We start from the raw sequence: 21460 nt of genomic DNA on the forward strand, positions 1-21460 counted from the left end.
ACATGTATAAAAGTGAAAATCATTTTCATTAAATGCAGTAGCATACCCGCCAGTTATCGTTGCACCGTGAAGCCCTAAGGAGTCCGCTTGTCCACGCCTGTCGAACCTTTGCGTTTGCTGCTGTTGGCTGATGAGCCGGAATGGGCCGCCTTGTTGCACGCTTGCATGCCTGCCCTGAGCGGCAGCGCCGTGCTGCTTACCGCCCCGAACTGGGAATCCGTCGACAGCCTGTTCAGCAATGATCGCCAGGCTGTGGTGCTGGCAACCCCGGCCCTGCAGCCCGTGCCCGGGCGCTGCGACCTGCCGACCATCCTGCTGCTCGACCACGAGCCCGAGGTGGCGCCCACGGCCGTCAGCGACTGGCTGGTACGCGGCCAGCTCAATGCCGATACCTTGCGCCGCTCGCTGCGTCATGTGCGTGAACGTGGAGTGCTGGTGGCCACCTTGCAGCGCCTGGCTGAGCAGGACCCCCTGACCGGCATCGCCAACCGCCAAGGTTTCCAGGCCTTGCTGACTGCGCGCCTGGCCGAAAACGAAGGCCGTGGCGTTGCCTTGGGCCACCTGGACCTGGACAACTTCCGCCACGTCAACGATGCCCTCGGCCACCAGAGCGGCGACCGGCTGATTTTGCAGGTGGTGGCGCGGCTGCAAAACCAGCTGGAGGCGGGTGACCAGCTGGCCCGCCTGGGCAGCGACGAGTTTGCCCTGCTGATCGACACCCGCCGCGACGCCAACCGCGCCGAATGGATTGCCGAGCGTATCGTCGAAGCCTTGGCCGAACCCTACTTCATCGACGGCGAAAGCCTGCTGCTGGGCTGCAGCCTGGGCCTGGCCCATGCCCGCGCCCAAGCGGGGGCCGACCCTTTGATGTGGCACGCCCACATCGCCATGCGCCAGGCCAAGGGTAGCCAAGGCTGCACCTTCCATGTGTTCAACGAGCGCATCAACCGCAACGCCCGTAGCCTGGCCGATTTGGAAAGCGAGCTACGCCGCGCCCTGCGCCGTGATGAGCTGGAGCTGCACTATCAGCCACGGCTTGACCTGGCGGACGGACGCATCGTTGGCCTGGAGGCGCTGGTGCGCTGGCGCCATGCCGAGCGCGGGCTGCTGCCGCCCAGCGAGTTCGTGCCGTTGGCCGAGCAAAGTGGCCTGATCGTGCCGCTGGGTTACTGGGTGATTTCCCGGGCGCTGCGCGACATGCAGGCGCTGTGCGAGCGCGGCCTGGAACCGCTGCACATGGCGGTTAATCTCAGCTTCCGCCAGTTCCAGGACAGCCAGCTGCTGGCCACCCTGAGCCGCCTGATCATCGAGCATGGTGTGGATGCCCGTTGGCTGGAGTTCGAGCTGACCGAAACGGCAGTGATGCGCCGCAACGAACTGGTACGCCAGACCATGGATGCCCTCGGCCGCCTGGGTGTGCGCTTCTCGCTCGACGATTTTGGCACCGGGTTCTCTTCGTTCGTGCACCTCAACAGCCTGCCGATCACCTTGCTCAAGGTAGACCGCAGCTTTGTGGCCGAAATGGAAATGCGCGAGGAAAACCGCAAGCTGGTGCATGCCATGATCAACCTGGCGCATAACCTCAACCTGGAGGTGGTGGCCGAGGGGGTGGAGAGTGAAGCGCAACTGGCCTTGTTGCGAGGGTTTGGGTGCGATCAGGTGCAGGGCTACCTGGTCAGCAAGCCGCTGCCGGTGGGGGAATTGATCGAATTTTTGCTGGATTGCAGCAGGCCGAAGCTGGTTAGCGTTTGAGATAGCAGGGGAGGGCTTCGCCCTCCTTTCGCGGCCCCAACAATCAAACAGACACCACAGACCTGTCAGGTGAACCGGCCTTCCCCAGCAGCCGCTTCATCCGCCACTCAAAGCCAAACGTCAGCGCCACCGCCGCACACGCCAGCCCCAGCGCCAAGCCCCACCAGATCCCGACCGCGCCGGCGCCCAGGTTGAACGCGAACAGCCACGCACTCGGCGCACCCACCAGCCAGTAGCACACCAGCCCGATCAGGAAGGTGGTCTTGGCATCCTTCAGCCCGCGGATCGAGCCCATGGCAATCGTCTGCATGCCATCGAACAGCTCGAACCACGCCGCCACCATCAGCAACTGCACGGCCACCTGGAAGATCGCGGCAAAGGCCGGGTCGTTACGGTCGATAAACAGCCCCACCAGCGCCTCGGGCAGCAGCAGGAACAGCGCGGCGAAGGCAAACATGATCATCGCCCCGAAGCCAATGCCCACGCGCCCGGCGCTGCGCGCCGCCAGCAGGTTGCCAGCGCCGTAATACAAGCCCACCCGCATGGTCACCGCATACGACAGCCCTGTCGGCACCATGAATGCCGTGGACACGATCTGCAGGGCGATCTGGTGCGCGGCCAACTCGGTACTGCCCAGCACGCCCATGCACAGCGCGGCGAAGGCGAACAGGCCCACTTCCACCATGTAGGTACCGCCAATTGGCAGCCCCAGACGCCACAGCTCGCGCAGTGCTGGCAGCGACGGGCGCGACAGGCCCTGGCGCAGCGGGTAGGCGGCATAGGCCGAGTGCCAGCGGATATACAGCGCCAGCGCGATAGCCATGCCCATCGACACCACCGCGGTGACCAGGCCGATGCCCATCAGGCCCAGCTTGGGCAGGCCGAACATGCCCTCGATCAGCGCCACGTTGAACAGGTAGTTGAGCACCGTGCCGGCCAGGCTGATGACCATCACCGGGGTCGAGCGCCCCAGCGCACTGGTGAAACCGCGCAACGCCATGAACGTCAGGTAGCCGGGCAGTGCCAGTGGCAGCAGCGTGAGGAATTCGGCCGCCGAGGCTACGTTCTCGGGCTTTTGCCCGAACAGTAGCAGCACCGGCTCCAGGTTCCACAGCACCAGCGCGGCGAACAGTGCCAGGCCCCAGGCCAGCCACAGGCCGCTCTGCGCCAGTCGGGTCGCGCCTTCGATATCGTTGGCACCCTTGCGAATCGCCACCAGGGTGCCGACTGCGGCGATCACACCCAGGCAGAAGATCGACACGAACGAGTAGCTGGCTGCACCTAGACCGCCACCGGCCAGGGCCTGCGGGCTGATGCGGGCCATCATCAGGGTGTCGGTCAGCACCATCAGCATGTGCGCCAACTGCGAGGCAATCAGCGGCCCGGCCAGGCGCAGCAAAGCCTTGAGTTCTGTGGTGGGCGCGACGTGCATGAGGGCTGTCCTTCTTCCTGAGGTGATGAACGAAGGGCGATTCTGAGGCTTTGGTCAACTTTGCACAAAAGGATAAAAGCGATCATTGGCATGAGTCTGACTCATGTATATATGCTTCTTGGTGATCCGCTCCACAGCCCCGTATGGCAGGTGCCTCATGTCCCGTCAGCTTCCACCGTTGTATGCCCTTCGCGCATTCGAAGCCGCCGCGCGGCTAAGTTCCTTCACCCGTGCCGGTGAGGAACTGTCGATCACTCAGAGTGCGGTCAGCCGGCATATCCGCACGCTGGAGGATCACTTCGCCTGCCGCCTGTTCGTGCGCAGTGGCCGCAACCTGCAACTGACCGAGGCCGCACGGGTATTGCTGCCAGGCGTTCGCGAAGGCTTCGCGGCGCTGGAGCGGGCCTGCGATACCTTGCGCGGTGAAGACGACATCCTGCGCATGAAGGCCCCCTCGACCCTGACCATGCGCTGGTTGCTGGCTTGCTTGAGCCGTTTCCGTCACCTGCAGCCAGGCAATGAAGTACAGCTGACCAGTGCCTGGATGGACGTTGACCATGTGGACTTCAACCAGGAACCGTTCGATTGCGCGGTGTTGCTCAGCGACGGGGTGTTCCCGCCGGACTGGGAAGTGCGCAAGCTGTTCCCGGAGTTGCTGATACCCGTAGGGGCGCCAGACCTGCTGGAAAAAGTGCCGTGGGACGAGCACCGGCTGGCCTCTATCGAGCTGCTGCACCCCACGGTGGACAAGCGCGACTGGCGGGAGTGGCTGGAACGCATGGGGTTGAGCGACAAGGTTTCGCTCAAGGGCGGGCAGGTGTTCGATACCCTGGAGCTGGGCATGATTGCGGCGGCGCGCGGCTATGGGATTTCCATGGGCGATTTGCTGATGGTGGCCGAGGATGTGGCGCAGGGGCGCTTGAGCCTGCCATGGCCGACGGCGGTGCCCAGTGGAATGGATTATTACCTGGTGTGGCCGCGTACCCGGCCAGGGGGGGAGCGGTTGCGGCGGCTGAGTGCTTTTCTGGAAGACGAGGTGGCGGCGATGGACTTGCCGAATGTGGAAATCCTGCCGCCTCTTTGATCGCCTGTACCGGCCCTTTCGCGGGTAAACCCGCGAAAGGGCCGCAATGCATTACATCGAGCCCAGGTTCAACGCCTGCGCACAGGCTTGCAGCGACCGGCGTTCACTTTGCGCATACAGCGCCAGCTCATCTTGCACCTGCAACCCCAACGCTGCCTCGAACGCATCGCGGTTGGCATTGCTGCCATATTCGGCCTGCGCATCGTCGCCCAGGTTGGACTGGAAGATGCCCGCCGCGCTCACCGGCAGGAAGTCCTCGTACACCAGCGCCTCGAAGTGCACATGGCCTGCGTCGATCAGCCCTTGCAGGGTGGTCGGGCGGCCTTCCTGGTCACGCGCAGCCAGGCCTTTCTCGGTGGCGAAGTAGCGGAAGTATGCCAGGCCCTGTTCACGCATCTGCGCCAGGTCGTCCGGGAATGCTGCAAAGGTTTCTTTCAGCAGCGACATGTAGCGCTCGGCGTTGGCCTCGACCGGTGCGCCACCCAGGGCAGCGCGGGTGGCATCGAGCAGCTTGTCGTACAGCTGGCGACCCTTCGGCGTCAGCGCCGCACCGCGTTGTTCGATCTCGCCGAAACGGGCGGTGTGGCTGCCTTCGCTGCCCTGCTGGTCGCTGAACGCGACCTTTTCCTGCAAGGCCTTGAAGCTGGTCTGTCGCAGCAGGATCGGGTGGCGACGGGTAGGCGGGCCTTCGATTACGGCCTTCGGCGGGATGCCTTTGGCCGGCATGCCGACCTGGATCGCATCGATGTCCAGGGTACGTGGGGTCAGGTGGTTGATGTGCGGGCCCTTGAAGGCCACCACATCGGCGATCAGGCGGTGCTGGTCGTGCAACTGCTGGTACTGGTCGGCGGTGACGGTGGCGTCATGGTGCCAGCGGAAGGTGTGCAACGCTTCCTGCACGAACGTCCCGGCATCTGCGGCGTTCAGCCCGCCATCGCGCTCGCTTTGGGCGATCAGTTCGAGGGCGCGGCTGGTGAAGATCTGGCGCTTGGCCAGGATGCCCTGTGCCAGCTCGCGCAGTTGCGGGTTGTCGATCAGCTCCAGGCGCAGCAGCGAGGTGAACACACGGAACGGGCTGACATGCAACGACTGTTCATGCACGGCACGGAAGGCGGTGGAGTGCACCGGCACGCCAGCAGAGCTCAGGTCGTAGTAGCCGACCGGCTCCATACCCATGACGGCAAACAGGCGGGCGATGGTGGCCAGCTCTTCGGCGGTGCCAACGCGGATGGCGCCATGGCGTTCCTGGTCCAGTCGCTCGATTTCCCCGGTCCAGCGCAGGGCCTCGGCAACCTTGGGCTGCTGGGCCATGACCTGCTGGTTGATTTCGCTCACCAGCTCCAGCAGCGTGCCGTACAGGGGCACTTCCTGTTTGTACATGAGCGACATGGCGGCAGAGAACTGCGCGCGAATGCTGTCTGGGCTGACGAAATCGTGGGCGGGCATCGCTAGCTTCCTGGTTGGGTTCGGACGCTTACATGAAAGCTGGGAATGCACTTGGCTCACAAGCGAAAAAAAGTGAGTGTGTCATTCCTTTTTTGATCGACCTTCAGGGCTCTTTCGCGGGTTCACCCGCGAAGAGGGCCTCAAGCCTGAAGCTGCTCGTGAATCCACACCACCAATGCCCTGACCTTGGGCACCTCCGCCGCATGCTCGGCATACGCCAGATAATGCGCTCCGGCACTGCGCATCGCATGGTTCCAAGGCACCACCAGGCTCCCGTCCGCCAACTCTTTCGCCGCCAGGTAACGCGGCACCAGCGCCACCCCGCACCCGGCCTGCGCCGCGCTCAAGGCCATATAGAACGTATCGAAGCGTGGCCCGTGGTAAGCGCTGACGCTCTGCAGGTCCTGCTCCAGGAACCACTCATGCCACGCCTCCGGCCGCGACGTGCTCTGCAACAGCACCAGGTCGGCAAGCTCTGCGGCATCGCCCAGTGTGCGCCCGGCCAGTAGCTCCGGCGCGCACACCGGCACCACCTCTTCGCGGAACAGCTCCACGCAGGTGGCCCCCGGCCAGGTGCCCTGGCCGTAGAAAAACACCACGTCCGCCGAGCCCTGCAACAGGGCAAACGGCTCCATCTCGTTGCGGATATCGAGGTGAATATTGCTGTGCCGCTTCCCAAAACCTTTCAGGTGCGGGATCAGCCAGCGCACGCCAAAACTCGGTTGAGTGGCTACCTTCAATATCTCGGTCTGCTCGCCGTAGGTGAGTACGTAGCGGCTGGACATGTCCACCTGGGTGAGGATCTTGTTGACCTCGGCCAGGTACAGGCTGCCGGCCGGGGTCAATTGCAGGCGCCTGCGAATGCGCAGAAACAGGTGGTGGCGCAGCATGTCTTCAAGCTGCGCCACCTGCTTGCTGACCGCGCTCTGGGTCAGGTGCAGCTCTTCGGCGGCACGGGTAAAGCTCAAATGGCGGGCTGCAGCTTCAAAGCACTGCAGGGCGGTCATGGAGGGCACCAGGCGTTTGGACATAGCGGTCTCTGCGGCTCAAATCATTACCTGGCGGAATGATATGCGGAATAAAGGTCGTTTGTTGTACCTATGTGATCGGATTAATACTGATCCACATCATTTTTCCACCCCATCACCCGATGTAGGAGAAGCACAAATGGTTGCTGGATTGCTCGAGCGCCTTGGCGTTGCTGCCGAGGCTTACACCCAGGGCGACTACCCTGTTCACACGCCGATCGACGGCAGCCAGATCGCCTCGGTGAAACTGCTCGGCAAGGCCGAGACCATCGCCCGCATCGACCAGGCCCAAAGCGCCTTCGAAGCCTGGCGCACTGTGCCGGCCCCGCGCCGTGGCGAACTGGTGCGCCTGTTTGGCGAAGTGCTGCGTGAGCACAAGGCCGACCTGGGCGAGCTGGTATCGATCGAAGCCGGCAAGATCACCCAGGAAGGCCTGGGCGAAGTACAGGAAATGATCGACATCTGCGACTTCGCCGTTGGCCTGTCGCGTCAGCTGTACGGCCTGACCATCGCCTCCGAGCGCCCGGGCCACCACATGCGTGAAACCTGGCACCCGCTGGGCGTGGTCGGCGTGATCAGCGCCTTCAACTTCCCGGTCGCCGTCTGGGCCTGGAACACCGCCCTGGCCCTGGTGGCCGGTAACTCGGTGGTGTGGAAACCGTCTGAGAAAACCCCGCTCACCGCCCTGGCTTGCCAGGCGCTGTTCGAAAAAGCCCTGAAAGCCTTCGGCGATGCCCCGGCTGGCCTGGCGCAACTGGTCATCGGTGGCCGCGAAGCTGGCGAAGCCATGGTCGACGACCCGCGCGTACCGCTGGTCAGCGCCACCGGCAGCACCCGCATGGGCCGCGAAGTGGGGCCACGTGTTGCTGCCCGCTTTGGCCGCAGCATCCTCGAGCTGGGTGGCAACAACGCCATGATCCTGGCCCCGAGCGCCGACCTGGACCTGGCCGTGCGCGGCATCCTGTTCTCGGCTGTCGGCACCGCCGGCCAGCGTTGCACCACCCTGCGCCGCCTGATCGTGCACCGCTCGATCAAGGACGAAGTGGTTGCCCGCGTCAAAGCCGCCTACGGCAAAGTGCGCATCGGCGACCCACGCAAGGACAACCTGGTCGGCCCGCTGATCGACAAGCTGTCGTTCGATGCCATGCAGGGCGCGCTGGCCAAGGCCCGCGACGAAGGTGGTCAGGTGTTTGGTGGGGAGCGTCAGCTGGCCGACCAGTACCCGAACGCCTACTACGTGTCGCCTGCCATTGCCGAAATGCCGGCGCAGAGCGACGTGGTGCGCCACGAAACCTTCGCCCCGATCCTGTACGTGCTGGCCTACGACGACTTCGAAGAGGCCCTGCGCCTGAACAACGAAGTGCCACAAGGCCTGTCGTCGTGCATCTTCACCACCGACATTCGTGAGGCCGAGCGCTTCCAGAGTGCTTCGGGCAGCGACTGCGGCATCGCCAACGTCAACATCGGCACCAGCGGCGCCGAGATCGGCGGTGCGTTTGGTGGCGAGAAGGAAACCGGCGGTGGTCGTGAGTCGGGTTCGGATGCCTGGAAAGGCTATATGCGTCGTCAGACCAACACCGTGAACTACTCGCGCGAGCTGCCGCTGGCGCAGGGTATCGTGTTCGACTGATGGTTTGATGCTGCATGGCCGGGGACTATGCCCCCGGTTCGCGGCACAAGGCCGCTCCTACACAGGCATCGCGACCTTCTGTAGGAGCGGCCTTGTGCCGCGAATGGGCTGCAAAGCAGCCCCAACAAGAACAAATTGCTGGAGCCGGGCCATGTCCGAACTGCGTCAAGAATGCTTGTGGGAATTCGTCAGCAAACCAACCGTTGCCGCCCAGGCCCTGGCCGGTGAGCACAAGGCCGATGTCTGCGTGATCGGTGGCGGCATTACCGGCCTGTCTGCAGCCATCCACCTGCTCGAACAGGGCAAGTCGGTGATTCTGCTGGAGGCCTGGAAGGTCGGTCACGGCGGCTCCGGGCGCAACGTGGGTCTGGTCAACGCCGGCACCTGGATCCGCCCTGACGACGTCGAGGCCACCCTCGGCCAGAAGCAAGGCAGCCGCCTGAACAAAGTGCTCGGCGAAGCCCCGGCTGAAGTGTTCGCCATGATCGAGCGCCTGGGCATCGACTGCCAGGCCCAGCACAAAGGCACGCTGCACATGGCGCACAACGCCACCGGCCTCGCCGACCTTGAGGCCCGTCACGAACAATGGCGCCGCCGCGGTGCCGACGTAGAGCTGTTGACCGGCGCCCAGTGCCAGGAATACTGCGGTACCAACAAGATTTCCGCCGCGCTGCTCGACCGCCGCGCCGGCACCATCAACCCCATGGGTTACACCCAGGGCCTGGCGGCTGCCGTGGCCCGTCTGGGCGGCAAGTTGTTCCAGCAGTCTTCGGTCGAAGGCCTGGAGCGTGACGGCGATGCCTGGCGGGTGAAGACCGCCCGCGGCTCGGTGCGCGCCGACAAGGTGGTGATTTCCACCGGTGCCTACACCGAAGGCGACTGGAGCAACCTGCAGAAGCAGTTCTTCCGTGGATACTACTACCAAGTGGCGTCCAAGCCGTTGCAGGGCGCAGCAGCCGACAAGGTGCTGCCGCACGGCCAAGGCTCGTGGGACACCCGCACCGTGCTTAGCAGCATCCGCCGTGACGACCAAGGCCGCCTGTTGCTCGGCAGCCTGGGCCGGGTCGACAACAAGCCGGCGTGGTTCGTGCGCAGTTGGGCAGACCGGATCCAGAGCCACTACTACCCGGAGCTGGGCAAGGTCGAGTGGGAAATGCACTGGACCGGTTGCATCGACTTCACCCCGGACCACCTGATGCGCCTGTTCGAGCCAGCGCCGGGGCTGGTGGCGGTGACCGGTTATAACGGGCGAGGTAACACCACCGGCACCGTGATTGGCCGGGCGTTTGCCGAGTTCCTGCTGAAGGGGGAGGCGGATAGCCTGCCGATTCCGTTCTCGCCGATGACCGGTGTGAGTGCACCTTCGCTGCGTACCGCTTTCTATGAGTCCGGGTTCTCGCTGTACCACGCGGGGCAATGCTTGAGAGTTGTGTTGTAAGTTCTGGCCTCTTCGCGGGCGAGCCCGCGAAGAGGCCGGTCAGGCTTACTTGTGCAACCAGCTAAGGAAGCCGCCTTTCTTGATCAGGGCCGGCTTCTGCAGCAACAACGACTCCCGGCTCTGGCGCCGGAACCGCTGCAACTTGCTCAGCGCCGTCTGCACCTCGCCACGCTGCTGCAAGCAGCTCTTCACCTGTTCCTTGTCGATCCGGTACAGCACGCAACTGGTCAGCGTGCGGAACTCGGCCAGCGAATCCTCTTCATCGATGATGCCCTCGATCCCCAGCACCTCACCCGGCCCCATGCGCCCGGCTTCGACCAACTTGTCGCCATCGCGCACCGATGCCGAGATGACCCCGCTGCCAATCACCAACAGGTGATCGGAATGCTCGCCAACGCCCAGGATCACCTGATCCGCCAGGTACTCCACCGCCGTCATGCGCTGGCTCAGCGCATCACGCTCTTCATCGCTTAGCGAGCGGAACACCCGCACCTCGTCCAGTACTTCGCGCTGGCGGCTGCGCGGCGGCAGGGCCAGGTCCACGTTCCACATCACCCCGCTGGCCTCCAGGTGGCGGTGCGCAAGGTCGAACAGCTGGTTGCGCGCGTCGCCCTTGGCGCCTGCTTCGGCCACGAAACCGCTGGCCTCGTACTCCACGGATTCCAGTGTCGAGGCCTTCACCGTCACTTTCGGCTTTGGGGTCTCAAGAATGGCACTGACGCCCTGCAGGGCCTTTTCCAGTGCATCGAACACCCGTTTGGGCCGCACCTTGGCCGGCACCACCACGCTGATCGACACCCCATGCACATCGGCCGGGCGGCTGTGGTTGAGCAGCCGGGCCTTGGCCGCCACCGAATTGGGGATCACCGCCAGGCTGCCAGTGCCGGTCAGCAGGCGTGTGGCGCGCCAGTCGATGTCCAGCACCTTGCCTTCTGTGCCGTCGATGGAAATGGAGTCACCAATCTGGTAGGGCCGCGTGGTGTTCAGCACGATGCCGCTGAATACGTCGGCCAGGGTGCTTTGCAACGCCAGGCCGATGACGATGGCCATCACCCCGGAGGTAGCCAGCAGGCCTTTGACCGGCAGCTGCATCACATAGCCGGCGGCAGCCACCACAGCGGCGAGGAAGATCAACGCCCCCAGCACATCCTGCAGCAACCGCCCGCCATGGCTGCCACGGGCCACCAACAGCAGGCCAAACACCACCGTGACCGTGCGTGCGCCAAACAGCCACCAACCGATCGCCAATACCGTGGCCATGAGGTTGCGCGACACATCGTCGGGCCAGGGCGGCGGTTGCAGCGGGCTCATGCCAGCGGCCACCAGCACCGAGCTGAACAGCAGGAATATCACCAAGCGCGTTCCGATGCGCCAGGCGCGGCGCTGGATGGGGATGAGTTGCCAGAGCACGAGATCCAGCAGGAGCAGGGCAGTACCGAGCAATAACGGGGACGACTGGATGAACGCCAGCATGGTGGTCTCGGGGTGGGAGAAGGGCTGTGGGTAGTAATAGAGCAGGTAGCCCAGCAAATCCACTGCCAATTTGTCGTTCCTTAAATAGAACGCTAAAGCCAAAATCAGCTATCTACCGCTCCAAAGGTGATGGTTTTAATCTTCTCCCATCAACGCGAAACACCCCACTTACTGAACATCAAAACCCTTAGGAGCAACGACCATGACCAACTTCAAATACAACCGCCTGAACAAAGACGACGCCGCTGTCCTGCTGGTCGACCACCAGGCTGGCCTGCTGTCTCTGGTCCGCGACATCGAGCCGGACGCATTCAAGAACAACGTGCTGGCCCTGGCTGACCTGGCCAAGTTCTTCAACCTGCCGACCATCCTCACCACCAGCTTCGAGCAAGGCCCCAACGGCCCGCTGGTGCCAGAGCTGAAAGCCCTGTTCCCGGATGCGCCGTACATTGCCCGCCCAGGGCAGATCAACGCCTGGGACAACGAAGACTTCGTCAAGGCCGTGAAGGCCACCGGCAAGAAGCAACTGATCATCGCCGGCGTGGTGACTGAAGTGTGCGTAGCCTTCCCGGCCCTGTCGGCCCTGGAAGAAGAGTTCGACGTATTCGTGGTCACCGATGCCTCCGGCACCTTCAACGCCATGACCCGTGACGCTGCCCACGACCGCATGAGCCAGGCAGGCGCGCAGTTGATGACCTGGTTCGGCGTGGCCTGTGAGCTGCACCGCGACTGGCGCAACGATATCGAAGGGCTGGCGGCGCTGTGCTCCAACCACATCCCGGACTACCGCAACCTGATGACCAGCTACAACGCCTTCAACGCCGGCAAGTAAGCCAAACCGCCGCCCCGGGCACCGCCAGTCGGTGCCCGCCCAGGGCAGCACACCCATCCAATCCTCCGCCCGTCCGCCGTTGCACAGTGGATGCGGGCAAGCTCATCCCAAGGAACGCCGATGAACACCGCAACCCAAGACAACCGCGATGTGGTGACCGTATGCCTGCAACACCAGGTGATCGACACCGCTTCGAGCACCCCGGTTGCACAACCCCCGCGCTGGAAGCAGGCGCTGCTGACCTACCTGGTGATCTGCCCGATGACCATGGTCATTCCGCAACTGCTGGCGCCGCTGTTCGCACGCTTCCCGCAGCTGGGCGGCCCGATCACCGGCAACCTCATCGTCAACCTGTTCGTCATCCTGCCCGTGGTGTTCTACATCATGCCTTGGGTAACCCGCCGCTGCGCCAACTGGCTGCGCGGCTGAGCCACGCCTTCACCTCGACACTTTCAAGGAGATACCGTTATGAGCACCTTCGTTACCCGCGATGGCACTTCGATCTATTTCAAGGACTGGGGCAGCGGCAAGCCCGTGCTGTTCAGCCACGGCTGGCCGCTGGATGCCGACATGTGGGATTCGCAGATGGAGTTCCTGGCCAGCCGCGGCTACCGCACCATCGCCTTCGACCGCCGGGGCTTCGGCCGTTCGAGCCAGCCGTGGAACGGTTACGACTACGACACCTTTGCCGATGACATTGCCCAGCTGATCGAACACCTCGACCTGCGCGACGTCACCCTGGTGGGCTTCTCGATGGGTGGCGGTGATGTCAGCCGCTACATCGCCCGCCACGGCAGCGAGCGTGTGGCCGGGCTGGTGTTGCTGGGGGCTGTGACGCCAGTATTCGGCAAGCGTGACGACAACCCTGAGGGTGTCGACCTGTCAGTGTTTGAGGGTATCCGTGCCGGCCTGCGTGCCGACCGCGCCCAGTTCATCGCCGACTTTGCCACGCCGTTCTATGGCCTGAACCATGGGCAGCAGGTGTCCCAGGGCATGCAGACGCAAACCCTGAACATCGCGCTGATGGCCTCGATCAAGGGCACTCTGGATTGCGTGACGGCGTTCTCCGAAACCGACTTCCGCCCGGACATGGCCAAGGTCGATGTGCCGACGCTGGTGATTCATGGCGACGACGACCAGATCGTGCCGTTCGAAACCACTGGCAAGCGGGCGGCAGAGCTGATTCGCGGGGCTGAGCTGAAGGTGTATGCCGGTGCGCCGCACGGGTTTGCGGTGACCCATGCGCAGCAGTTGAATGAGGATTTGCTGGCGTTCCTCCAGCAGTAACCGTGGGAGGCATTCGCGGGCTTGCCCGCGAAGTGGCCAGCCAAGGCAGCACAAATGTTGATCAGGGCTAACCTTCTTCAACCCACCGCACATCCATCCAAGCCCTGACCTTGCATCAACCGGCATGCTTCGCAGTCGCCCCTGCCGGCCCCAGTCGGAGAAGCTCATGTCCCAGGACCGCAACGACAAGACCCGTCGCCAGTTCCTCGCCACCAGCACCGTGCTCGGTGCAGCAGGCGCGCTCTGGTCCGCATTGCCCTTCACCGGCCAAGCCGGTTCCGCTCACGCATCCACCCAAGGAGGTTCCATGACCGCCGACCTGATTCTGTTCAACGGCAAACTGCACACCGTTGACCGCGAAAAGCCTACTGCGACCGCCGTCGCCATCAAGGATGGCCGCTTCATCGCCGTGGGCAACGACGCCGAGGCCATGGCCCACAAGGGCGCCACCACGCAAATCGTCGACCTCAAGCAGCGCACGGTCATCCCCGGCCTGAACGACTCGCACCTGCACCTGATCCGCGGTGGCCTGAACTACAACCTGGAACTGCGCTGGGAAGGCGTGCCATCGGTGGCTGATGCCCTGCGCATGCTCAAGGACCAGGCCGCGCGCACGCCGACCCCGCAGTGGGTGCGTGTGGTGGGTGGCTGGAACGAATTCCAGTTCGCCGAAAAGCGCATGCCCACCCTGGAAGAAATCAACCAGGCCGCGCCCGATACCCCGGTGTTTCTGCTGCACCTGTATGACCGCGCGCTGCTCAACCGCGCCGCGCTCAAGGCCGTCGGCTACACCAAGGAAACGCCCAACCCGCCGGGTGGCGAGATCCAGCGTGACAAGTTCGGCAACCCGACCGGCATGCTCATCGCCCGCCCCAACGCGATGATCCTCTACGCCACCCTGGCCAAAGGGCCGAAGCTGCCGCTGGAATACCAGGTCAACTCCACCCGCCAGTTCATGCGTGAGCTCAACCGCCTGGGCCTGACCAGCGCCATCGACGCTGGCGGCGGCTACCAGAATTTCCCCGACGACTACTCGGTGATCCAGGAGCTGGCCGACAATAACCAGCTGACCGTGCGCATCGCCTACAACCTGTTCACCCAGAAGCCCAAAGAAGAGCTGGACGACTTCAAGAAGTGGACCTCCAGCGTCAAGCTGCACAGCGGCACCGACTTCCTGCGCCACAACGGCGCGGGTGAAATGCTGGTGTTCTCCGCTGCCGACTTCGAGGACTTCCTCGAACCGCGCCCGGACCTGCCGCAAACCATGGAAGAAGAACTGGAACCGGTGGTGCGCCACTTGGTCGAGCAGCGCTGGCCGTTCCGCCTGCACGCCACCTACAACGAATCGATCACGCGCATGCTCGACGTGTTCGAGAAGGTCAACCGCGACATCCCGTTCAACGGCCTGCCGTGGTTCTTCGACCACGCCGAAACCATCACCCCACAGAACATCGAGCGCGTGCGTGCCCTGGGCGGTGGTATCGCCATTCAGGACCGCATGGCCTTCCAGGGTGAATACTTCGTCGACCGTTACGGCGCCAAGGCGGCAGAACAGACGCCGCCGATCAAGCGCATGCTCGACATGGGCGTGCCGGTAGGTGCCGGTACCGACGCCACCCGCGTGTCCAGCTACAACCCATGGACCTCGCTGTACTGGCTGGTCAGCGGCAAGACCGTTGGCGGCATGGAGCTGTACCCCGAAGGCCTCAGCCGCGACACCGCGCTGCAACTGTTCACCCAAGGCAGCGCCTGGTTCTCCAGCGAGCAGGGCAAGAAAGGCCAGATCAAGGTGGGCCAGCTGGCCGACCTGGCTGCACTGTCGCTGGACTTCTTCAGTGTTGATGAAGAGGCGATCAAGGGTATCGAGTCGGTGCTGACGATTGTCGATGGCAAAATTGTGTACGCTGCCGGCGAATTTGATCGCCTTGGTCCACCACAGGTGCCGGTACTGCCGGAATGGTCGCCGGTGGCCAAGGTGCCGGGGCACTGGCGCGTGGGTACGCCGTCGCTGGCGGCAATGGCGCACCAGTGCGTCGGGCCTTGTGGGGTGCATGCGCACAGCCATGAAAAGGCCCGGCAGTCGAGTGTGCCAGTCAACGACTTCCAGGGCTTCTGGGGCGCGTTGGGTTGTTCGTGCTTTGCGTTCTGAGCTGATGTGAAGAAGGGGCCAGTTTTTTGGCCCCTTTTTTGTGTTGCTTGTCCTGGCCCTATCGCCGGCATCAAGGGTGAGCCTTGTGCTCACCACCCGCCAACAAATGCCGAATCTTCACCTCCACCCCCTCCGTCTGCAGCATCCGCACCCGCGCCTCGATCTTCAGCTCCCCTCGGGTCACCCGATGGTGATGCCGCAAATGCTCCAGCCACGACTCTTCGAAGAAAAACTCCAGCCACAACGCCCGGTCTGCACTGTCGCGCATCAATCCCCAGGACAGTGCCCCATTGCGCTTGCGCATGGCTTCCAGCTCCCGCGTCGCCAGCTGAAACGCCTCGGCCTTGGTCGGGTCGATGTGATACTCCACCGTCACCATTACCGGCCCGCTTTCCTTGTCCATGTCATCGCCCAGCACCGGAACAGGCCAGTGCAACGACGGTGTCAGTTCTTCGGCTTCGGTTTCCGGCAGGGTTACCTTGCAGGTCAGCAACGTGCCCAGGGCCAGACCACCCGACGCCAGCAGCAGGCTCAAGGTGATCGACGCATGGCTGGCCAGCGTGCCCCACAGCAACCCGCCACACGCCATGGCACCAAAGAAGATCAGGATGTACACCGACAACGCCCGCGCCCGCACCCAGGCCGGCACCGAGGTTTGCGCCGCCACCTGCAGGTTGGACAGCACCGCGATCCACGCCGCCCCGCTGAGCAGCATCGCCGGCAGCAGCACATAGAAGTTGCGCACGAGCGCCAGCGCCAGCAGGAACAGCGCATACAGCAGGCTGGCGAACAGCACCAGGCGGTCGCGGCTGATGCGTTCGCGCAGGCGCGGCAGCAGGGTGGCGCCGGCCACCGCGCCAATGCCGATGGCCGCCAGCAGCAAGCCGAAGTCGGCAGCAGTGCCGTGCATTTCGCCGCGCACGATCAGCGGCAGCAGCGAGGTGCCGGCGCTGGCACAGAAGAAGAACGCCACGGCCCGCAGCAGCACGGCCTGCAAGGGTTTGGCACTGCGCGCGAAGCGCAGGCCGGTGCGCATGGCGCCCACGAAGCGCTCGGCTGGCAGCAGTGGCTCCTTCACCTCGCGTTTCCACAGGAACAACACCAGGATCACCCCGGCAAACGAAATCGCGTTCAAGGCAAAGGTCAGCCATGGGCCGACCATGCTCACCACCACGCCGGCCAAGGCCGGGCCAATGGCGCGAGACACGTTGATGCCCACACTGGAAATGGCCACCGCGTTGGCCAGGTCTTCCTTGCCCACCAACTCCGGTGTCAGTGCGCTCCAGGCCGGCATCATCAACGCCGTCCCGATACCCAGTGCCAGGGTCAGCACCAGCAGCAAGGTCACGTTCATCAGCCCAAGCAGGGTCAGGGCTGCCAGCACCACGGCCACGGCAGACATCCACAGCTGCACCAGCAACAGGTAGCGGCGCTTGTCGACGATATCCGCCGCTGCGCCCGCTGGCAGGGCCAGGAAGAACATCGGCAGCGAGCCGGCCACCTGGATCAGCGCCACGTGCAGCGGGCTGGCCGACAGTGTGGTCATCAACCAGCCGGCGCCCACCTCGTGCATCCAGGTGCCGATATTGGAGGCGATGGTGGCGATCCATAGCATGCGGAAGGTGGTGTTGCGCAACGGGCTCCAGGCGCCTGAAGGGGATGTGCTCATGTCAGAAGCTGCCTTTGAGTGGGTATTCGATGATCAGGTAGATACGGTCGATGTCATCGCCGGCCTGGGCCTGGTTGGCGCGATGGCTTACGTGGGAGAACGACAGGCTCAGGTCCTTGGCGGCGCCTGACTGCACCACGTATTTCAGGTCGATGTCGCGCTCCCAGTGCTTGCCGCCGTCGCCGTACTGGCCAACGTAGGCGCCGCTGGCTGGTGCATGGCTGCCGTCGATGCCCCGGCCGCTGACGTAGCGGCCCATCACGCTCAGGCCGGGGAGGCCGAGGGTGGCGAAGTTGAGGTCGTAGCGCAGTTGCCACGAACGCTCGCCCGGGCCGTTGAAGTCGGCGTACTTGATCGAGTTGGCCAGGTAGATGGAATCGCCGCCGACGAAGTCGAACGGGGTGTCGCCCTCGACCTTCTGATAGGCCAGGCTCAGCGCCTGGGCGCCGAAGCTGTACTTGGCCAGCAGGCTGTAGGCGAGGGTATCGATTGCCCCGCCACTGGCGTTGCCGGTGTCGCGGGTTTTGTAGAGATTGCCGTCCACGCGCCAGTTACCTTCGGCCAGGTTCAGGTTGAGGTAGGCCTGGCGCCAGGTGTCTTGCAGTTGCCCGGCATACAGCGCGCCACCAAACGGGCCAGTGGGCGCGAAGGTGGCGCCGGCCAGGCTGATGGCGCGGTTGTGGGTGGTGACGCCGTAGCCGCTGAAATCATCGCGGGTGGCGCTGTTGTCCTGGTTGTTGAAGGCGGTGAAACGCCCGGCCTGCAGGCGCCAGTCGGGCAGGTCGGTGTTTTCCACGAGCCAGCCGGTGGCGTATTCCGGGTGCAGGCGTTTGTCGCCAGTGTCGAACACCGGGGTTTCCACGTTCATTTCGCCGTAGCGCAACTGGGTGTTGCCCAGGCGCAGCTTGAGCGCGGCGCCGGCGCTGGAGTAGTCGGATTCGGCGCGGCCATTGCTGTCGCGTGGCAGCAAACCGGTGCCGGCATGGCCACGGCCGCCGTCGAGCTTCAGGCCAAGAAAACCGTGGGCATCGATGCCCACGCCAACCGTGCCTTGCGTGAAGCCCGAGCGGACCTCGCCGATGAAACCCTGTGCCCATTCCTGGCGGTAGTTCTGGCCGCTGGCAGAGGGCGAGCGAAAGTCGCTGTGCAGGAAGTAGTTGCGGCTGAGCAACGACCAGCCGGACTCATCCGCCTGGCTGAGCGCCGGGCAGAGGGCGAGCGTGGCGAGCAGGGCGCGGCCTGGTCCGTGTGTGGCGCGGATCATGGAGAGCTCCGGGGGATGATCCGGGACTGTGGAGCAAGGATAGGCCAGGGGTCTTGTAAGGGTGTGCTGGGATCTGGTTTACCTGTTCAGCACTCAAGCCATGTCGCTAATGGCGAATTCCTCAGCCAGATGATCGATCAGCGCCCGCACGGAAGGCAGCAACCCCCTTCGCGACGGGAAAATCGCATGCACGATGCCACAGCGCGGGTGCCAGTCTGGAATCAGCTCCACCAGCCGCCCCGCCGCCAGGTCCTCGCGTACTGCCACTCGCGGCAAATGCGCAATCCCCACCCCAGCCACCACGAAATGGCGCAGGGCAAACAAATCGTCAGTCACCATGCGCGGCGTATGCGGGATGACAATGCTGCGGCTGCTGTCTTCACCCTGGAACAGCTCCCACTGGTACTCACGCTGTGCGCTGCCCCAATGCAGGCTCGGCAGCGTGCCGAGCAGCAGCGGATCGAAGCCCTTGGGCAGTTGCTCCAGGTACTGCGGCTGGCCCACCAGGCACTGGGTGCTGTTGCTCAGCACCTTCATCACCATGTCGGTGTTCTCCAATGGTGGAAAGCGCACCCGCAGCGCAATGTCGAAGCCTTCGTGCAGCAGGTCGACGCGGCGGTTGGTACTTTCAATGAACAACTCCACCTGCGGGTACTTGAGCATGTAGCGAGTCAGCATCGGCCCGACCCACGAGTTGAGCAGGGTGGTAGGGCAACTGATACGCACCAGCCCGCGCGGCTCGCTACGGTTGCGCTCGATGATCTCCGCCGCACCCTCCGCCTCCACGCGCATGGCCAGGCAGCGGTTGTAATAGGCCTGGCCGATTTCGGTGAGCGAGCAGTGCCGGCTGGTGCGGTGCAGCAGGCGCACGCCCAGGCGGTCCTCAAGGTCGGCGATGCGCCGGCTGAGCTTCGACTTGGGCATGTCCAGCGCTCGGCCTGCCGGGGCGAAACCCCCGTGCTCTACAACTTGGGTGAAGTAATAGAGGGAATTGAGGTCTTCCAATGATCGTTCTCCAAACGGAACGCTAAGGGCGGTTTTCGCAGTCTAGTGCAGCAAAGGTGATGATTTTAATCTGTGCCCATCAACGCGAAACACCCCGAATAGCTGAAGAATTCATAAACCTTAGGAGCACAGACCATGAGCAAATTCACCTACAACCGCCTGAACAAAGACGACGCCGCCGTACTGCTGGTAGACCACCAGGCGGGCCTGCTGTCGCTGGTGCGCGACATCGAGCCGGACAAGTTCAAGAACAACGTGCTGGCCCTGGCTGACCTGGCCAAGTTCTTCAACCTGCCGACCATCCTCACCACCAGCTTCGAGCAAGGCCCGAACGGCCCACTGGTGCCAGAGCTGAAAGCGCTGTTCCCGGATGCGCCGTACATTGCCCGCCCTGGCCAGATCAATGCCTGGGATAACGAAGACTTCGTGAAGGCGGTGAAGGCCACCGGCAAGAAGCAGCTGATCATTGCCGGTGTGGTGACTGAGGTTTGTGTAGCCTTCCCGGCGCTGGCTGCCCTGGAAGAAGAGTTCGATGTGTTTGTGGTGACCGATGCGTCCGGCACCTTCAACGAAATGACCCGCGATGCTGCCCATGACCGCATGAGCCGGGCGGGTGCCCAGCTGATGACCTGGTTTGGCGTGGCCTGTGAGCTGCACCGCGACTGGCGCAACGATATCGAAGGGCTGGCGGCGCTGTGCTCCAACCACATTCCGGATTATCGCAACCTGATGACTAGCTACAACGCGCTGACTGCGGGTAAGTAATTAATCAGTAGCAGTGCGTACAAAGGCCGGCTCCCTCTGTAGGGAGCCGGCCTTTTTTGTTTGCTGTACCGGCCCTTTCGCGGGTACAGGCAGCATCAATTCATAGGCTGCGACTCAATCCCATCCAGCAATGCCTCAACCAACCCTTCTGCCATCTCGAGTGCATTCAGGTTGCTCCAGAACAGGCTTTTGCCAGTGTCATCCAGATGCTCCAGGGCTTTATAGCCACAGTCATAGGCACCGCGCAGGTACTGGGCGACATGCACCAGTGCGTCGTGGGCGGATACGCCTGGGTTTACTGTGAACAATGGGGGATGGCCGGCATCGCAGCGGCTGAAGGGGCGTTGTGTGGTTTCGGGAAGGGGTGGATCGGGAACGATTTTTTTCATAGCAATTCCTTCTCTAGGATTGAACTGCAACCACCCGTTTCCACGCAGAAGGCGGCAGTTGTGCGCGGGGTGGAAAACCGGTGAGAAGGCAAGCCGGTAGGCCAAAAGGCCTCACGCGCACAACTGCCATAACGGCAGCCCTTCATCACATCCGGGTTTCCACACCCGATCGCTGAACCGACAGCGACCTGGTCAGCCTAGAGAGCAGGCCTTCCCCGGACAATCAGACGGGCGTCGACACGGTGTGTAGGATAATTCTTCAGTCCATGCGTTCACGTAGGAAATGGCTTGGAAGAAAGTAGGACGCTACTGAGAAGTCGGGATGTTGGGTCCGCTACGCGGCCCTTCGCGGGCAAGCCCGCTCCCACAGGAATAGCGCAAACCTGCCAGGCGGCACAGTACTTGTGGGAGCGGGCGTGCCCGCGAAGGGCTGCATAGCAGCCCCAGTGATGAGATAGAACAGGAGAATTCTGACAATCCGATCAGCCGTTGCGACCTGATGAATAGCAAGGAAAGGGAAGAACATTGGGAGTGCTTATCCAGGAGACCTGAAATTCCCCTTTACAACCCACCACATCCGGGAGAGTCGTTGCTCTACGACGTGCTTCCAGCAATCGGAGTGAGTATTTCGGACTTAGCCCGGCAGCTTGATTATCCGCAGATGCAATTGGCCGCTGTACTCAATGGGCGTGCTGCCATTTCAGCCGATCTAGCGGATCGGCTTGAGTTGGCAGGCCTCGGACCTGCGCGGCAATACCTCGCCGAGCAGGCAGCTTATGACATATGGGAGGCTGCCCACCGTGAGCACCCGTGAAAG

General features: G+C 63.4%; 18 protein-coding genes. 10 read left to right on the top strand and 8 right to left on the bottom strand.

Annotation, left to right across the window (positions count from 1 at the left end):
- Window positions 1–87: 87 nt before the first annotated feature.
- Window positions 88–1752: a bifunctional diguanylate cyclase/phosphodiesterase gene (locus FHW75_RS01200; RefSeq protein ID WP_019097521.1), complete on the top strand. Its 1665-nt coding sequence runs from the start codon at window positions 88–90 to the stop codon at window positions 1750–1752.
- Between the two features lie 43 nt (window positions 1753–1795).
- Here FHW75_RS01200 and FHW75_RS01205 read toward each other — a convergent pair whose 3' ends face one another.
- Entirely contained in the window at window positions 1796–3184 is a 1389-nt protein-coding gene (locus FHW75_RS01205) for a NorM family multidrug efflux MATE transporter (RefSeq protein ID WP_019097522.1), read from the bottom strand.
- Window positions 3185–3341: 157 nt separating this feature from the next.
- Between FHW75_RS01205 and FHW75_RS01210 the strand changes: the two genes are divergently transcribed.
- The gene (locus FHW75_RS01210; protein ID WP_019097523.1) at window positions 3342–4268 is read left to right on the top strand and encodes a LysR substrate-binding domain-containing protein; all 927 of its coding nucleotides are present in this window, start codon (window positions 3342–3344) and stop codon (window positions 4266–4268) included.
- 51 nt (window positions 4269–4319) lie between these two features.
- Here FHW75_RS01210 and FHW75_RS01215 read toward each other — a convergent pair whose 3' ends face one another.
- Together FHW75_RS01215 and FHW75_RS01220 are read right to left on the bottom strand one after the other, a co-directional pair.
- Window positions 4320–5714 (bottom strand): VOC family protein, encoded by a 1395-nt coding sequence (locus tag FHW75_RS01215; RefSeq protein WP_183673048.1) that lies wholly within the window; start codon window positions 5712–5714, stop codon window positions 4320–4322.
- 140 nt (window positions 5715–5854) lie between these two features.
- A complete protein-coding gene (locus FHW75_RS01220; protein ID WP_161751321.1) occupies window positions 5855–6745 on the bottom strand; it encodes a LysR family transcriptional regulator in 891 nt (296 codons plus the stop codon).
- Window positions 6746–6881: 136 nt separating this feature from the next.
- On the opposite strand from FHW75_RS01220, the gene FHW75_RS01225 reads away from it, so the two are divergent.
- Window positions 6882–8372, top strand: coding sequence for an aldehyde dehydrogenase family protein (locus FHW75_RS01225; RefSeq protein ID WP_016712672.1), 1491 nt, complete (start codon window positions 6882–6884; stop codon window positions 8370–8372).
- 151 nt (window positions 8373–8523) lie between these two features.
- Window positions 8524–9810, top strand: coding sequence for an FAD-binding oxidoreductase (locus tag FHW75_RS01230; RefSeq protein WP_019096463.1), 1287 nt, complete (start codon window positions 8524–8526; stop codon window positions 9808–9810).
- A 45-nt stretch (window positions 9811–9855) separates the two neighbouring features.
- Here FHW75_RS01230 and FHW75_RS01235 read toward each other — a convergent pair whose 3' ends face one another.
- A complete protein-coding gene (locus tag FHW75_RS01235) occupies window positions 9856–11283 on the bottom strand; it encodes a mechanosensitive ion channel family protein (protein ID WP_025754249.1) in 1428 nt (475 codons plus the stop codon).
- A 202-nt stretch (window positions 11284–11485) separates the two neighbouring features.
- Between FHW75_RS01235 and ycaC (FHW75_RS01240) the strand changes: the two genes are divergently transcribed.
- The 4 genes from ycaC (FHW75_RS01240) (at window position 11486) to FHW75_RS01255 (ending at window position 15551) form a co-directional block, all read left to right on the top strand.
- Entirely contained in the window at window positions 11486–12115 is a 630-nt protein-coding gene (gene ycaC, locus FHW75_RS01240) for an isochorismate family cysteine hydrolase YcaC (RefSeq protein ID WP_019096461.1), read from the top strand.
- A 120-nt stretch (window positions 12116–12235) separates the two neighbouring features.
- Complete coding sequence (locus FHW75_RS01245) at window positions 12236–12544, top strand: hypothetical protein (protein ID WP_019096460.1); 309 nt, start codon at window positions 12236–12238, stop codon at window positions 12542–12544.
- Window positions 12545–12583: 39 nt separating this feature from the next.
- Window positions 12584–13402 (top strand): alpha/beta fold hydrolase, encoded by an 819-nt coding sequence (locus FHW75_RS01250; RefSeq protein WP_084296606.1) that lies wholly within the window; start codon window positions 12584–12586, stop codon window positions 13400–13402.
- Window positions 13403–13709: 307 nt separating this feature from the next.
- Window positions 13710–15551: an amidohydrolase gene (locus FHW75_RS01255; RefSeq protein ID WP_161775520.1), complete on the top strand. Its 1842-nt coding sequence runs from the start codon at window positions 13710–13712 to the stop codon at window positions 15549–15551.
- Between the two features lie 70 nt (window positions 15552–15621).
- On the opposite strand, the gene FHW75_RS01260 is transcribed toward FHW75_RS01255, so the two are convergent.
- The 3 genes from FHW75_RS01260 to FHW75_RS01270 all read right to left on the bottom strand — a co-directional run bounded on the left by FHW75_RS01260 (window position 15622) and on the right by FHW75_RS01270 (window position 19489).
- Entirely contained in the window at window positions 15622–17220 is a 1599-nt protein-coding gene (locus tag FHW75_RS01260) for an MFS transporter (RefSeq protein WP_025755060.1), read from the bottom strand.
- Window position 17221: 1 nt separating this feature from the next.
- Window positions 17222–18484, bottom strand: a complete 1263-nt coding sequence (locus FHW75_RS01265; RefSeq protein ID WP_183673050.1) for an OprD family porin — start codon at window positions 18482–18484, stop codon at window positions 17222–17224.
- 93 nt (window positions 18485–18577) lie between these two features.
- The gene (locus tag FHW75_RS01270) at window positions 18578–19489 is read right to left on the bottom strand and encodes a LysR substrate-binding domain-containing protein (protein WP_016712663.1); all 912 of its coding nucleotides are present in this window, start codon (window positions 19487–19489) and stop codon (window positions 18578–18580) included.
- Between the two features lie 135 nt (window positions 19490–19624).
- On the opposite strand from FHW75_RS01270, the gene ycaC (FHW75_RS01275) reads away from it, so the two are divergent.
- Entirely contained in the window at window positions 19625–20254 is a 630-nt protein-coding gene (ycaC, locus tag FHW75_RS01275) for an isochorismate family cysteine hydrolase YcaC (RefSeq protein WP_019096456.1), read from the top strand.
- A gap of 95 nt (window positions 20255–20349) precedes the next feature.
- Here the strand turns inward: ycaC (FHW75_RS01275) and FHW75_RS01280 are convergent, their stop codons facing one another.
- Window positions 20350–20643: a hypothetical protein gene (locus FHW75_RS01280; protein ID WP_027614814.1), complete on the bottom strand. Its 294-nt coding sequence runs from the start codon at window positions 20641–20643 to the stop codon at window positions 20350–20352.
- 553 nt (window positions 20644–21196) lie between these two features.
- Here FHW75_RS01280 and FHW75_RS01285 point away from each other — a divergent pair.
- Complete coding sequence (locus tag FHW75_RS01285; protein ID WP_027614815.1) at window positions 21197–21457, top strand: HigA family addiction module antitoxin; 261 nt, start codon at window positions 21197–21199, stop codon at window positions 21455–21457.
- Window positions 21458–21460: the final 3 nt, after the last annotated feature.

Origin of the sequence: Pseudomonas sp. OG7, from assembly GCF_014192825.1 — a bacterium.
GTDB classification, from domain to species: Bacteria; Pseudomonadota; Gammaproteobacteria; order Pseudomonadales; family Pseudomonadaceae; genus Aquipseudomonas; species Aquipseudomonas monteilii.